The sequence below is a fragment of the Mesorhizobium sp. P2_H9 genome, assembly GCF_056403215.1.
Genome location: NZ_JBFUFX010000009.1, coordinates 48,723 through 62,883, shown reverse-complemented (window position 1 = coordinate 62,883; position 14,161 = coordinate 48,723). Strand labels below are relative to the sequence as shown.

The window sequence follows — 14,161 nt, the reverse complement described above, 5'->3', positions numbered from 1 at the left end:
GCTCTAGCCCCTCGCAATGGCATGGAAGAAGGTGCCGCTGACATGGCCGCGCCGATAGCCGGAGGCGCCGAGCGGATTGCCCTGTCCGTCGGCAAGGTCAGCCAGCGGCTCGTCATTGCCGGTCGAAATCATTTGCGCATAGTGGAATTCATGACCGCGGATCAGCGCGCCTTGCGCCCCCAGCGGGCAATCAGCGCGCAGCCGCGCCTCGCGGTAGCCGAGGTTCATCTTGCGCTTGGCAAAGCTGGTGGAATGGCCGAGCAGGCCGAGCATTATATGCGTCTCGGCAGCCGCGTCTTCCAGCGCTTCCCCCAGCACCATGAAGCCACCGCACTCGCCATGCACCGGCTTCGTCGCGGCAAAGCTAGCCATGCCGGCGCGGAAATTTCCTGCAGCAGCGAGCTTGCCGGCATGAAGCTCCGGATAGCCGCCGGGCAGCCAGCAGACATCGCAGTCCTCTGCCGGCGCTTCGTCGGCGAGCGGCGAGAAGGGGACGATCTCCGCGCCGGCCTTGCGCCAGTGCGCGGCGACATGCGGGTAGAGGAAGGTGAAGGCAGCGTCCTCGGCCAATGCAATGCGCTGGCCGGGCGGCGACAGCGCGTCGCCGAAACTGCCTGACGCAGGCGTAAATGGCGCCGTCAGCGCCATGATGGCGTCGAGATCGAGCGACTTTTCGACCATGTCGGCGAGGCGGTCGAGATGGGCCATCAGGTCGGCGTATTCGCCGGCCTGGACGAGGCCGAGATGGCGTTCCGGCAGGTTCAGCGAGGGATCGCGCAAAATGGCGCCGACGACCGGCAGGCCAAGCGCCTCGATGGCCTCGCTGCACAGTTTGCGATGGCGTTCGCTGCCGAGACGGTTGAGCACGATGCCGGTCATGCGCACATCCGGATCGTAGGTGGCAAAACCCTTGGCGACGGCTGCCGCCGTAGTCGACTGTCCCGAGACATCGAGCACCAGCAGTACCGGCAGGCCGTAGAGCCGGGCCAGGTCGGCGGCCGAGCCGGTGCGTCCCGGAGCAGCAGGGATGCCGTCAAACAGGCCCATGGCGCTTTCGAGGAAGACGAAATCGGCATCCTCGGTGGCGTTGCCGGCCAGCGCATTGAGCAGATCCGGCGACATCGCCCAGCTGTCGAGGTTGACACCGGACAGACCGGTGGCGGCGGTGTGGAAACCGGGATCGATGTAGTCGGGGCCGGACTTGGCGCCGCGCACCTTCAGGCCGCGCCGCGCCAATGCGCGCAGAATGCCGATGGTGACGCTGGTCTTGCCCGAACCCGAGCGTGGCGCGCCAATGATGATGGCGTGGGTCATTGTTCGCCCGCCAGTGCTGCGCGCATGGCAACGATGCCGCCGACGACGATCAACGCCGGCGAGGCAAGGCCGGCTGCCGCGGCTTGCTCGGCGATGGTTGCGAGCGTGGCGACGACGATGCGCTCCTGCGGCGTCGTTGCGGCGACGATCACGGTGGCTGGCGTCGACGGCGCCAGTCCGCCCTCGAGCAGGGAGGCCGCGATAACCGGCAGATTGGCCATGCCCATATAGATCACGACCGGCTGGCCGGTGCGGGCGATTGCCGCCCAGTCGAGGTCGTCATCGGTGCCCGCGGCGTGGCCGGTCGCCAGGATCACCGCCTTGTTGATGCCGCGCATGGTGGCGGGAATGCCGGTCGCGGCCAGCGCGCTCAGGCCCGAGGTGAGACCGGGCAAGACGCGGAACGGGATCCTTTCCCGCGCCAGCGCCAGCGCCTCTTCGCCGCCGCGCCCGAAAATATAGGGGTCGCCGCCTTTCAGCCTGACGACGCGGCGGCCCTCGCGCGCCAGCCGCACCAGCAAGGCGGTGATGTCGTCCTGCTTCATCGACGGTTTTCCGCCGCGCTTGCCGGCATAGAACAGTTCCGCGCTCTCGGCGACGGCGACAACATCAGGCGAAACCAGTGCGTCGTAGACGAGAGCGTCGCACTGCCCGAGTGCTGCCAGCACTTCCAGCGTCAGGCAGCCGGGATCGCCGGGGCCGGCACCGGCCAGCCAGACATGGCCCGGCTCGAGCTGGCGTGGCTTGAAGTTCAGCCGGGCCAGTGCCTGCTCGAGCGTGGCGTTTCCGCCGTTGTTTTTGGCGCTGCCGCTCACAATCCGTCCCGTCCGCGAAAACGCCGCTGGTAATGGGCGTCGTAAAGTGAACTCTCGCCAAAGCCTTCCGCCGCCAGCGAACGGCCGACGAAGATGATCGCCGTGCGCTCCATTGGGTCGGCAGCCAATTGGGCTTCTATGGTCGCCAGCGTGCCGGTCAGCACGCGCTCGTCCGGCCAGGAGGCGCGGAAGACGACTGCCACCGGGCAATCGCCGCCGTAGAGCGGCGTCAGTTCGGCGACGACGCGATCGATGGCATGGATGGCAAGGTGGATGGCGAGGGTGGCGCCGGTGCGGCCAAAAGCGGCCAGCGTTTCACCAGGCGGCATTTTTGAGGCGCGGCCGGAGATGCGGGTCAGGACGAGGCTTTGGGCGACCTCGGGAATGGTCAATTCGCGGCGCAGCGCTGCGGCGGCAGCAGCGAAGGACGGCACGCCGGGCGTCAGCGTGTAGGCTATGCCGTGCTTTTCCAGCCGGCGGATCTGCTCGGCAACGGCGCTCCACACCGACAGGTCGCCGGAGTGCAGGCGCGACACATCATGGCCGGCTTCGTGAGCCGCCACATATTCGGCCTCGATCTCGTCGAGCGACATCGGTGCGGTGTCGATTATTTTTGTCCCCGGAGCGCAGTGCTGCAGCAATTCCGGTGCGACGATCGATCCGGCATGGAGACAGACCGGACAGCTGGCCAGCAGCCTTGCGCCGCGCAGGGTGATGAGGTCGGCAGCACCGGGGCCGGCGCCGATGAAATGGACGGTCATGGCGCATCTCCGCTGATGGCGATGGCGCAGGTGACCGGGCCGAGCACGGTGCGTGGGCCAAGTAGTTTCGCGCCAGCGCCGGCGGCGGCAAGCGCGGACGCTTCGGAAACCGATGGCGTGCCGGCACGCGCCTGCGACTGGTCGGAGCGGCTGAGTGTGTCCGGTGAGGCCACCTTGAGCGCCTCGTCTTCGACGACGATAACCGGAAGGTCGAGCTCGCGGCCTGCGGCAAAGATTGCGTCTTCGTCGCGCTTGAGAGGGGCGGTGGCCAGCGCCGAAAGCGCCGTCATCGCCAGCCCATGCGCTTCGAGCGCGGTTTCGATCGCCGCAAGCACTTCACCTGTGCTGACGCCCTTTCGGCTGCCGATGCCCGCGACCATCATGGCTTCACCCAACTCCATTGGGTGACCGGCATGGCCGGCCGCCAGGCCTGCATCGAGCCGACAGGGGAAACGCGCGACAGCGCGATGCGGGTGAGATCGCCGCCGAGCGAGGCGTGGCGGGCAAGGAGCAATGTTTCCATCTCCAGCGTCACCGCATTGGCGACGAGGCGGCCGCCGGCGCGCAGCGCCTTGATGGCGGCGTTCAGCACGCCTGAATCACTGCCGCCGCCACCGATGAAGATCGCGTCGGGTGTTGCCAGCCCGGCAAGTGCCTTCGGTGCGCTGCCTTCCACCACGACAAGGCCGGGAACGCCGCAGGTGGCGGCGTTGCGGCCAATACGGGCGGCGCGAGTCGCATCGGCCTCGATGGCAATCGCGCGCATCGAGGGATGGGCGAGCATCCATTCGATGCCGATCGAGCCGGAGCCGGCGCCGATGTCCCACAGCAATTCGCCGCGCCGGGGGGCCAGCGCCGACAGCGTGATGGCGCGCACTTCGCGCTTGGTGATCTGGCCATCATGCTCGAACAGATGATCGGCAAGGCCTGACGTCAGCGGCAGGATGCGGGCTTGCGGCGTCGATTCAATTTCGATGGCCAGCACGTTGAGCGGATTGATGTTTGTGAGGTCGAAGGCATCGGCTTGCGCCGAACGCAGCAGCTTCTCATTTGGGCCACCCAAAGCTTCCAGAACCGTCAGCTGCGAGGCGCCGAAGTCGAGTTCGGTCAAAAGGCGGGCGATCGCCGCCGGTGCTTCGGCGTCGGAGGTCAGGGCCAGAATGCGGGCGCAGGGCTGCAGCAGCGGCCGGATCAGGTCGAGCGGGCGGCCGTGTAGCGAGACGGTCTCGATGTCCTGCAGCGCCCAGCCGAGGCGGGATGCGGCCAGCGAAATCGCCGATGGCGCCGGGATGACGTGCATGTCCTCTACCGCAACTTTGCGGGCGAGGGTGACACCGACACCGTGGAAGAACGGATCGCCGGAGGCGAGCACGCAGACCTTTTTGCCGGCAAGCGCCAGCACGTCAGCCATCTCGGCATCGAAAGGGGTTGGCCATGGCCGTGCCTCGCCTTTGGCGAACGATGCGACCAAAGCGAGGTGGCGCTTGCCGCCGAAGATCACTTCGGCCCCGGCAATGCGCCGCTTGGCCTCGTCACCGAGACCCGCTAAACCGTCCTCGCCGATGCCGACGACAGTGAGCCAGGCAGGCGATTGACCTTCAGCAGGCATGATGACCCACCGCATTCTGATCCTTGGCGGAACCACCGAAGCCCGCCAGCTGGCCGGTAAGCTCGCCGCGCGCGATGATCTGTCGATCACGCTGTCTCTGGCCGGCCGCACGGAAAACCCGGTTGCGCAAAATGTGCCGACGCGGGTCGGTGGCTTTGGTGGCGCTGGCGGGCTGGCGGCTTACCTCAACGACATGCGCATCGATTTGCTGATCGACGCCACGCACCCTTATGCTGCGCAAATCTCCGCCAATGCCGCTGAAGCAGCGCGCAAGACCCGCATGCCGATCATCGCCCTGCGGCGTCCAGGCTGGGAGCCTGTAGCAGGCGACCGCTGGACACTGGTCGGCACCGTAGCCGAAGCGGTCGAGGCGCTTGGACCGGCGCCGCGCCGCGCCTTCCTTTCGCTCGGCCGGCAAGAGGTCGCCGCCTTCGAGGTGGCACCGCAGCATCACTACCTCATCCGAAGCGTCGATCCGGTCGAGCCGAAGCTTGCGGTTCCCGATGCTGAATATCTGCTGGCGCGTGGGCCATTCCGGGAGGCCGACGAAAACGCCCTGTTGCGGGATCACCGCATCGATGTTGTCGTGTCCAAGAACAGCGGTGGCGAGGCGACCTACGGCAAGATCGCCGCGGCGCGGGTGCTGGGTATCGACGTGGTGATGGTCCGCCGGCCGGCCTTGCCGGACGTTCCCTCCGCCGAATCCTTGGAAACGCTTGCCGCGATGGTCGATCATTTTCTCGGGCCCGTTGCCGACCGCGGCGTATAGACCAGCGCCGGCCTGTCGCTGCGCTTGATGATCCTGGTTTCGGGCGAGCCGATGATGATGCAGGTCGCCATGTCGGCCTTTTCAGCCTCGACATCGGCCAGCAAGAAAACCTCGATGCGCTCGTCCGGGCGGCCGGCGGCGCGACCGAAAATCACCGGCGTGGTGCCCGGCAGGATCGCGGTGAGGCATTCGAAGGCGCGGCCAAGCTGCCAGGGGCGCGCCTTGCTGATCGGATTGTAGAGCGCAATGACGAAGCCGGCGCCCGCCGCAGCCAGCAGGCGCAGTTCGATCAGCTCCCAGGGCTTCAGATTGTCGGACAGCGAGATGGCGCAGAAATCATGGCCGAGCGGCGCGCCGATGCGGGCGGCAACGGCAAGCATGGCAGTGATGCCAGGCACGACAGCGATATCGACGGTGCGCCATTCGGCCGGACCAGCCTCGATCGCCTCGCAGACGGCGGCGGCCATGGCGAAGACGCCGGGATCGCCGCCCGAGACGACGGCGACCTCATGGCCCTCCGCGGCCTTGGTCAGCGCATCCTTGGAGCGGGCGAGTTCCTCGCGATTGTCGGAAGCGACGCGCGTCTGGTCCGGGCGCAGCTCAAGCCGGTCGAGATAGGGCTTGTAGCCGTAGAAGAACTTGGCGTCCGCAACAGCACGGCTGGCTTCCGGCGTGACCTGGTCGGCATTGCCGGGTCCCAGGCCGATGACGGTGAGACGGCCGCTCATGCTTCGCCCCCGGCTACTGGCGGGCGGCCGGACCAGCCAGCCACCAGCACGATGGCGAAGTAGGGCGCCTTGTCGTCCGGCTTGTCGGCAAGCCGCATCGAGACGCTGCCCGGCATGGTGCCGCGCTCGACATAGACCGCGCGGCTCAGCTTGCTGGTCGCTTGCAGCGCGCGCCTGATCTTCGGCAGGTTGCGGCCGACCTTCATGATGACGGCGGCGTCGGTGTCGGCGAGGCGGCGGGTCAGCTCGAACTCGCTCATCGTGCCGGGCAGCACGGTCAGCACGTCGTCGCCCTGGACGATCGGCAGGCCGGTCGCCGACCAGCAGCCGGACATGGCGGTGACGCCGGGAATGACTTCTGTGGGGAAACGGTGCGCCAGCCGGACATGCAGATGCATGTAGGACCCATAGAACAGCGGATCGCCTTCCGAGAGCACCGCGACCATCCTGCCGGCATCGAGGTGCTCGGCGACCTTTTCTGCCGACTCCTCGTAGAAGGCCGTGATCTGCGAGCGGTAGTCGTCGTGATCCTTGTCGATTTCGGTGGTCACGGGATAGAGCAGCGGCAGTTCCGTCATGCCCGGGCGGAATTGCGTTTCGACGATGGCGCGTGCGTTGCTGTTGTTGCCGCGCTTGGCGAAATACGCCACGACATCGGCTTCGGCCAGCGCGCGGGCCGCCTTCAGCGTCAAAAGTTCGGGGTCGCCGGGACCGGTGCCGACGCCGACCAGACGTCCCTTGGGAAGCGCGTTCACAGGCCAGGCCTCGCCAATGAATTGAGCGCGGCGGCAGTCATGGCGCTGCCGCCCAGCCTGCCGCGCACGATGGCATAGGGTACGCCATAGGAGTTCTCGGCCAACGCGTCCTTCGATTCGGCCGCGCCAACGAAACCGACCGGCATGCCGATGATCGCCGCTGGTTTTGGCGCGCCGTCGCGCAGTTTTTCCAGGAGGTAGAACAGGGCCGTCGGTGCATTGCCAATGGCGACGACCGAACCGGCCATGCGCTCGCCCCAGAGGTCGATGGCCGCGGCCGAGCGGGTGTTGCCGATTTTCGCGGCGATGCCGTGCGTGCGCGGGTCACGCAGCGTGCAGATCACCTCGTTGCCGGCCGGCAGGCGGGCGCGGGTGACGCCATGCGAGACCATCTCTGCGTCGCAGAAGATCGGTGCGCCGGCAGCAAGAGCGTCACGCGCGGCGGCGACGAAATCGCTGGAGAAAACGAAGTGCTTCGCGGTCTCGACCTGGCCGCAGGCATGGATCATGCGGATAGCGACGTCGGCCTCGGCCTCGGAAAAGTGCGACAGATCGGCCTCGGCGCGAATGATGGCGAAGGAGCGCTCGTATATCGTCGTGCCGTCATGGATGTAGTCGTAGGCGGCCATGCTCATTCCTGTCGGTAGGCTTCGGTGATGGCGGCCGCGCCAAGCCTTGTCAGGCAAGCGGCGGCTGTTTCGCCGGGAAGTCGTTCGCTGCGGACTCTGGCCGCGACGCGACTGACGCCGCGCGCGGCGTCATAGCCCGGCCTGTAGCCGGCAGGAAGGGCCTTTGCCGTCGCGTTCACGACAAGTCCGGCTCCGTTTTCGCCGCCGACCACGGTCAATGTGGCCAGGCCGGGGTGTGCGCAGCCCTTGGCGCAGCCGGAAATGTGCAGGGTGAGCGAGGAATCGAAGATGTCGCGGTTTTGCGCTGCGATGGTTTCGGCGATGTCGCGGGTTGCGATCCGGCCGGAGGCGCAGGCGGGCGTGCCGGGGCAGGCGGCAATGCGCGTGCGCGGATCGGTGGGAAAGGTGACGAAGCCGAGGGCGGCTGCGGTGGCCTGGAACGGAGGGCAGTCAGATGGCGCTAGGCCGAGGAATAACAGGGCGCGGCCCGGCGCCAGCCGGATTTCGGTGGTGCCGAGGGTGAGGCTGTGCTGGGCGAGGTTGATAAGCTTGTCGGCCGGCATGCTGCCATAGGGGAGGCCGATGCCGAGGGCGATGCCAGAGGTGGCGAGGTCGAAAATACCAATAGGCCGGAGTTCCTTCGCGCCCCCCTCTGTCCTGCCGGACATCTCCCCCACAAGCGGGGAGATTGCCCTGCGATTGCCGGCCTCGCCAATCACCAACGCCGCAGAAGGAGAGCCGGCGCCAAAGCTGCCAATCTCCCCCCTCGTGGGGGAGATGTCCGGCAGGACAGAGGGGGGCGTGACAGAATGCCAGCCTGCCAGAGATATCAATTGCCTCCCCGACAAATCCCTCGCATGCGCCTCGCGGCCCTTTTCGGCAACCATCCGAAGCACCGCAACGGCAATGTCCCGCGCGGCATCTTCATTGACCGTCGCAAGTGGCTTGGCGCTTTGGCTGTCACCTGCAACCGATACGCTCCACTGGACACCGGTGCCGGTCCGTACCGCATTCAGCCGCACATCGGCGGTCACCGCATCCATGGCCAACTGTCCGCCGCCGTCAACGACGACCGAAACCTTGGGACCAAGGCGTGGCGGAAGGCTGGCCTGCTCGGTCGCAGCGCGAATGCGTTCGGCCAGCGGCCGGGGATCGGCAATCTCCTGCGGATCGATGCCCGCCAGCGGACCCGTCTCGACCGGCACACCGGTACGCACCGCGATACCCAGCGCATCAACCTCCGTCGCCAGCCGCGCAGCACCAGCCGCTGTCAGGCCGCGTATCTGCAAACTGCCACGCGCGGTGACTTCCATGATGCCGTTGCCATGCCGCAGGGCGGATTCGGCTAACCCAATCAAAAGCTTCGGCGACAATCCTCCCGCAACCGGGTTGAGCCGCACCAGCAGGCCGTCGCCGGTCTGCATGGGTGCTGACAGAGCAGGGCAGGCGCCACGGCGCGAGAAGGCGTTCATGCCGCCACCCCCAGCGCCTGAGCCTCGGCAATCAAGGCCGCCAGATCGTCATCGATGGAATTGCGCAAGGGATGCCAGAGGCCGCGCCGCCTTGCCGACAGGAAACGTTCGGCGATGACTTTGGCGGCAGCCGGGTTCTCGCGCAGCATGAAGGCGCGAACCTCGGGGTCGCCGAGATAGGCGTCATGCACGGCCTCGATCAGCGCGCCCGATATGGCGTTGGTGGTTTCGGCGAAACCGACGAGACGGTCGACCGTCTCGGCGAATTCCGAGGCGCCGCGCGGGCCGTGGCGCATCTGGCCCGATATGAAGCGCGGATTGACCGCACGAGCACGCACGACGCGCGCCACCGCCTCACTGATCGAGCGCGGCTTCGGCTTTTGCGGATCGGTGGTGTCGAGCACGATGACATCGGCATTCCGGCCCAGCGCCGCAAGAGCGGCCGAAAACCCGCCGATGAAGGCGACATCGGCGGAGCCTTCGAGGATGTCGCGGCCGGGGTCGTCACCAGTATGAACCAGCAAATCGGCCTCGGCGATGCGTCCCTCGAAGGCGCCGGGCGCCGAGACGCCTTCGCCCTCGGCGCCGCCGTAGGCATGCGACGTCGCATCGAGATAGGCGCGGCCGATCTCTTCGCGCGCGCCCCAATCGCCACTTGCCAGAAGATCCTCGACACCGGCGCCGTAAGTGCCGGGCGAGGTGCCGAAAATGCGCGGGCTGATCCTGCCGTCAGCGCGGGTTCTGGCGGCGAGCGGATTTTCCGAATCGTCCTCGTCGCGGGTGGCGACGGCGTTGGCGGCGGCATCGATCAGCGCGATCTGGGTCGGGAACATGTCTCGGAACAGGCCCGAAATACGCCAGGTGACATCGACGCGTGGGCGTCCGAGCGTTGCCGGCGACAGCACTTCGATGCCGGTGATACGGCCGGTCGCCGAATCCCATTGCGGCCGGCAGCCCATCAGCGCCAGGCCTTGCGCGATCTCCTCGCCGCCGGTGCGCAACGAGGCCGAGCCCCAGAGGTCGATGACCAGCGAGCGCGGCCAGTCGCCATGCGATTGCATGTAGCTGCGCACCACTTCTTCCGCCGCCGCCCTGCCCAGATCATAGGCTGTAGGCGTCGGCATGGTGCGCGGGTCCGACGTGAACAGATTGCGGCCGGTGGGCAGCACGTCGCGCCGACCCCGCGCCGGCGCCCCGGCAGGCCCGGCGGCGACATGGCGGCCGTCGAGGGCGGCAAGCAGCGCTGCCTTCTCGGTCGCCGCGCTTTGCTGGCGCAACGGATCGGCCTCGCCCTCGGGCGAGCGGCCATAGATATGCAGGCCGTCCTTGACGGCGAAATCCTTGAGGTCGCAGAGCCAGGCGTCGATGCGGCGCAACGCTTCGTCGGGCGCGTCGCTTTTGGCAACGCCGGCCTCGGAAGCAAGGCCGGTCTTTTGCGCGGTCTCGACAATCAGCTTGGCCAGCCGGTCGCGGCGGCGGCGGTCGAGCCCGTCGGCCTGGGCGTACTCATCGACCAGCCGCTCGAGCCTGTGCTGGTTTTCGTCCAGCCCGGCGCCAGCCAAGGGCGGCGGCAGATGACCAAGGGTGACGGCGGCAATGCGCCGCTTGGCCTGTGCGGCTTCGCCCGGGTTGGAGACGATGAAGGGATAGATGACGGGCAGCGGGCCGGTGACGATCTCGGGAAAGCAGGTTTCGCTGAGCGCTACGGTCTTGCCGGGCAGCCACTCCAGCGTGCCATGGGCGCCGACATGAATGAGGGCATGGATGCCCAGCGACTTCCTCAGCCACAGGCCGAAGGCGATCAGTTCGTGACGTGGCGGCAGTGTCGGGTCGTGGTAATCGGCGCGGCGGTCGGCCGAGCGGCCCCGATCGGGGGCGAGGGCCACGGTGATGTTGCCGAAGGTGGCGGCGCGAAATGGGAAAGCGCTCTTACCCTCCCCCTTGTGGGGAGGGTGGCCCGCAGGGCCGGGTGGGGGTGGTGCGCCGCTACCCCCACCCCGTTTCGCGCCATCCGCTTCGCGAATGTCGCGAACCGACCCTCCCCACAAGGGGGAGGGTGAAGGAGCGCCCCACGCCGCATCTACCGCTGCAATTGCCGCTGTGGGCAGCTCCGTCGAAAAGGTACGATACTCATCCAGCCCCAGCCCGTCGCCACTCCGCTCCAGCATCTGCAGCAACTCGCGCGGCGTTTGCGGAATCCCTTCAACGGCGTAGCCCTGTTGCCTCAGGTCGTGCAGCATGGCGAGCACGCTGGACGGCACGTCGAGGCCGACGGCATAGCCGGTGCGGCCGGGTGCGCTGGGATAGTCGGGGATCAGGATGGCGAGCTTGCGCGTCGCGCGTGGCGCTTGCTGCAGGCGAACAAAAGCTTCGATGCGGTTTGCTACCTGCGCCACGCGGTCGGGCTCTGGTCGGTTGGCCAAGGCGCGGAAGGCCAGTGCCGGGTCGGTCTCGCTCTCGCCCTTGAAGGAAATGGCGCCGGCGAGGATGCGGCCATCAAGCTCCGGCAGCACGACATGCATGGCGAGGTCGGCGGGGGCGAGGCCACGTTGGTTGTTTTGCCAGGTGTCGCGGCGGGTCGTCGCCACGATGACCTGGAAGACGAGCACGCCGGCGCGGTCGAACAGGGTTTCGACGCCGGGCTCGGCGCCGGAGGCGAAGGCGGTGGCGCTGATGATGGCGGCAGGCTTGAGCGTTGCGAGCGCGGTCTCGACGAAGGCGAGTGACGTCGGGTCCTTGAGGCTGGAGACGAAGATGGGGACCGGGGTGATGCCGCGCTGGCGAAGTGCTTCAACAAGCGCGTCGATGGGCGCGACATCGGCGGCCAGCAGCATCGAACGGTAGAAGAGAATGGGCACGACGTTTCCCTCCCCCTCGAGGGGAGGGTGGCCCGCAGGGCCGGGTGGGGTCGGTACGACCGGACGTAGCGTTTCTTTAGGTCGGCGTGCTGCAGAGAGGACCCCACCCCCGGCCTGCGGCCGGACCCTCCCCTCAAGGGGGAGGGGGACTGCACCGCGTTCGGGCTCATAGTAGCCTGCCTTCGGAACTGCGACCGGCTCGGCGACCGCCGTATCTTGCCCAGCCAGCCGCGCCAACCGCTGCACCAGCGCGCTCATATTCGCAGGGCCGCCCTCGCGGAAATAGCCCAGCAATGCATCGAGCTCCTCGCGCGGCAGCGTCGAGGCTTCGATCAGCCTGAGATCTTCGTCGTGGCTTTCGCCCGGCAGCAGCGCCAGTTTGATGCCGCGGGCGCGGGCGGTCGCGGCCAACTGGTCGCAGCCATAGCGCCACCAGTGGTAGCCGCCGAGGATACGGACGAGAATGACCTTGGCGTGTTGGGCGACGCTGTCGACCCACAGATCGACGGACATCGGATGGCGCAGATCGCGCAGTGCCGCGAGCCGCATCGACGGCAGGCGTTCAGCATCTAATTTCCATGCCGCCGCCAGCCCGGCGAGATCGCTGTCGGTGAAGGACAGCGCCACGATATCCGCCGGCGTCTGCCGGAGATCGACAGGCTCGGCGAGATCGTCGAGCGAGGCGGATGTGGTGGTGAGGATGTGCATCGCGGCTCGTGCCTGGGATCAGCCGGCGAGTATACGCTCGATTGCCGGGCGGTTCAGCCCCTTCAGGCCGATGACGACGAGGCGCGAGCGACGGTCATCGGCAGCAGTCCAGGCGCGGTCGTAATAATGGTTGACGCGCGGACCGACTGCCTGCAGCAAGAGCCGCATCGGCTTGCCACCGACATCGACGAAGCCTTTTACGCGCAGCACGTTTTCTTCTTCTGCGGCAGTGGCGACGCGCTTTGCCAGCTCGTCGGGACTGGCGATCGAGGCAATGTCGACAATGAACGTGTCGAAGTCGTCATGTTCGTGGTCGAAGGCGCCGTCATGATGCGACTTGCGGTTTTCGATGTCGTCCTCGACGGCGAGACCGAGGCCGAGCAGCACGGAGGGATCAACCTTGCCATGCGACGTCGGCACGATTCTTACGGCGCGGGCGGAATGTTCGTTGATGATGGCGTTGGCGCGGGCCGAGCCGGCGGCGTCCATCAGGTCGCTCTTCGACAAGATGATCAGGTCGGCGCAGGCGATCTGGTCTTCGAACACTTCCTCGACCGGATCGTCATGGTCCAGCGTCTCGTCCTTGGCGCGCTGCGCCTGAAGGGCGTCCATGTCGTTGGCGACGCGGCCCTCGGCCAGCGCCGGCCCGTCGACCACGGCGATGACGCCGTCGACAGTCACCCGGCTCTTCACTGACGGCCACTGGAAAGCCTGGACCAGCGGCTTGGGCAGCGCGAGGCCGGACGTCTCGATCAGAATGTGGTCGACCCTCGGCGTCAGCGCGAGGATCTGGTCGAGTGCGGGCACAAAATCGTCGGCGACGGTGCAGCAGATGCAGCCATTGGCGAGTTCGACGATGTTTTCCTCGGGGCAGGTGTCGATGCCGCAGCCTTTGAGGATTTCGCCGTCGATGCCGATGTCGCCGAACTCGTTGACGATGATGGCAATGCGTTTGCCGCCGGCGTTTTCCAGGAGATGGCGGACCAGCGTCGTCTTGCCGGCGCCGAGGAAGCCGGTGACGACGGTGCAGGGAACGCGGGAGAGGTTGGCGGTCATGGTTAGTCCTTCAGCATGTCGAGGGGAGGGATGCGGGCAACGAGGCCGCGCTTGAGGGATTCGGGCCGGCCGCGCCACGGAATGAGGCCGTCGGTCGAGGTGGCGAAGAGTTTGGCGCCGGTGACGAGATCGGCGCCGCTGCTCGCGGTCAGATCGCCAAAAACATAGCTCCAGCAGCCGTCGCGCAGGATCGCGGCGCTGAGGCGGCGCTTGCAGTTGCCGAGGCATTCGACGGTTCGGATGCGGATGTTTTCGTCGGAGGCGGCGCGGCGCGTGTCTTCGGCCAGCAGTTCGCCGGCGCGGGGATGGGCGTCGGAGCCGGTCTCGTCGCGACAGGAGGCGCACACGATGACGGTGACGCCGGTCAAGGCATCGCTGTCGCCGGACAAAGCGTCCGCTGTCTCAGCCGAAAAACTGCTGTCGCGTTCCAAATCAGGCTCCTTGCCCGGAAAACCCGCCAGGCGATCGGATACTTTATGTCCTAGACGGCAGGTCTCCTGGCTCGCGGGTCATCGCCTTGGTGCTGCCTTCCCGGTGTTACCCAGTGGTTTTCGGCCCAGGCTCTTCGCTTACAGTTGCGGGGACAGCCGCGGATTTGGGATTTTGTCCCGCACCGCATTCCCTCTTGGCCCCTGCCGTTGCGGGCAGGGGACCGTCTGGATCGGATTTAGGCTTGTGTATGCAGGC

At 67.1% G+C, this 14,161-nt stretch carries 13 protein-coding genes and 1 riboswitch; of the genes, 1 reads left to right on the top strand and 12 read right to left on the bottom strand.

The annotated features are described in order from the left end of the window. Positions 1 to 3: 3 nt before the first annotated feature. Genes AC1DXN_RS17460 through cbiE form a run of 5 tightly spaced genes read right to left on the bottom strand, consistent with a single transcriptional unit; the run spans position 4 to position 4,499 of the window. Positions 4 to 1,314, bottom strand: coding sequence for a cobyrinate a,c-diamide synthase (locus tag AC1DXN_RS17460; protein WP_477277015.1), 1,311 nt, complete (start codon positions 1,312 to 1,314; stop codon positions 4 to 6). Continuing rightward, positions 1,311 to 2,129, bottom strand: coding sequence for a uroporphyrinogen-III C-methyltransferase (gene cobA, locus AC1DXN_RS17455; protein ID WP_477277014.1), 819 nt, complete (start codon positions 2,127 to 2,129; stop codon positions 1,311 to 1,313). Before cobA ends, AC1DXN_RS17460 begins: the two co-directional genes overlap by 4 nt. Next, positions 2,126 to 2,890 (bottom strand): precorrin-4 C(11)-methyltransferase, encoded by a 765-nt coding sequence (cobM, locus tag AC1DXN_RS17450; protein WP_477277012.1) that lies wholly within the window; start codon positions 2,888 to 2,890, stop codon positions 2,126 to 2,128. Before cobM ends, cobA begins: the two co-directional genes overlap by 4 nt. Further along, positions 2,887 to 3,273, bottom strand: a complete 387-nt coding sequence (locus AC1DXN_RS17445) for a cobalamin biosynthesis protein (RefSeq protein WP_477277010.1) — start codon at positions 3,271 to 3,273, stop codon at positions 2,887 to 2,889. The genes cobM and AC1DXN_RS17445 overlap by 4 nt, the downstream gene beginning before the upstream one ends. Further along, positions 3,270 to 4,499 carry a precorrin-6y C5,15-methyltransferase (decarboxylating) subunit CbiE gene (gene cbiE, locus AC1DXN_RS17440; protein WP_477277008.1) on the bottom strand — a complete coding sequence of 410 codons (1,230 nt, stop codon included), beginning with the start codon at positions 4,497 to 4,499 and terminating at the stop codon, positions 3,270 to 3,272. Before cbiE ends, AC1DXN_RS17445 begins: the two co-directional genes overlap by 4 nt. Position 4,500: 1 nt before the next feature. Here cbiE and AC1DXN_RS17435 point away from each other — a divergent pair, with 1 nt between their 5' ends. Then, on the top strand, positions 4,501 to 5,268 hold the full coding sequence (locus AC1DXN_RS17435) for a cobalt-precorrin-6A reductase (protein WP_477277007.1): 768 nt from the start codon (positions 4,501 to 4,503) through the stop codon (positions 5,266 to 5,268). Here AC1DXN_RS17435 and AC1DXN_RS17430 read toward each other — a convergent pair. From AC1DXN_RS17430 to AC1DXN_RS17400, 7 genes are read right to left on the bottom strand one after another with little or no spacing between them, the layout of a single operon-like run. Next, a complete protein-coding gene (locus AC1DXN_RS17430) occupies positions 5,232 to 5,996 on the bottom strand; it encodes a precorrin-3B C(17)-methyltransferase (RefSeq protein WP_477277006.1) in 765 nt (254 codons plus the stop codon). The genes AC1DXN_RS17435 and AC1DXN_RS17430 overlap by 37 nt on opposite strands. Beyond that, positions 5,993 to 6,751, bottom strand: coding sequence for a precorrin-2 C(20)-methyltransferase (locus tag AC1DXN_RS17425; RefSeq protein ID WP_477277004.1), 759 nt, complete (start codon positions 6,749 to 6,751; stop codon positions 5,993 to 5,995). Before AC1DXN_RS17425 ends, AC1DXN_RS17430 begins: the two co-directional genes overlap by 4 nt. Continuing rightward, positions 6,748 to 7,380, bottom strand: a complete 633-nt coding sequence (locus AC1DXN_RS17420) for a precorrin-8X methylmutase (RefSeq protein WP_477277002.1) — start codon at positions 7,378 to 7,380, stop codon at positions 6,748 to 6,750. The genes AC1DXN_RS17425 and AC1DXN_RS17420 overlap by 4 nt, the downstream gene beginning before the upstream one ends. Before the next feature lie 2 nt (positions 7,381 to 7,382). Then, positions 7,383 to 8,852, bottom strand: coding sequence for a precorrin-3B synthase (gene cobG / locus AC1DXN_RS17415; RefSeq protein WP_477277000.1), 1,470 nt, complete (start codon positions 8,850 to 8,852; stop codon positions 7,383 to 7,385). Next, a complete protein-coding gene (gene cobN, locus AC1DXN_RS17410) occupies positions 8,849 to 12,418 on the bottom strand; it encodes a cobaltochelatase subunit CobN (RefSeq protein WP_477276998.1) in 3,570 nt (1,189 codons plus the stop codon). The genes cobG and cobN overlap by 4 nt, the downstream gene beginning before the upstream one ends. Positions 12,419 to 12,436: 18 nt before the next feature. Next, positions 12,437 to 13,474, bottom strand: a complete 1,038-nt coding sequence (cobW, locus tag AC1DXN_RS17405) for a cobalamin biosynthesis protein CobW (RefSeq protein ID WP_477276996.1) — start codon at positions 13,472 to 13,474, stop codon at positions 12,437 to 12,439. 2 nt (positions 13,475 to 13,476) lie between these two features. After that, complete coding sequence (locus AC1DXN_RS17400) at positions 13,477 to 13,905, bottom strand: DUF1636 family protein (RefSeq protein WP_477276994.1); 429 nt, start codon at positions 13,903 to 13,905, stop codon at positions 13,477 to 13,479. Positions 13,906 to 13,944: 39 nt separating this feature from the next. After that, positions 13,945 to 14,146: riboswitch (cobalamin riboswitch) on the bottom strand. Positions 14,147 to 14,161 lie beyond the last annotated feature (15 nt).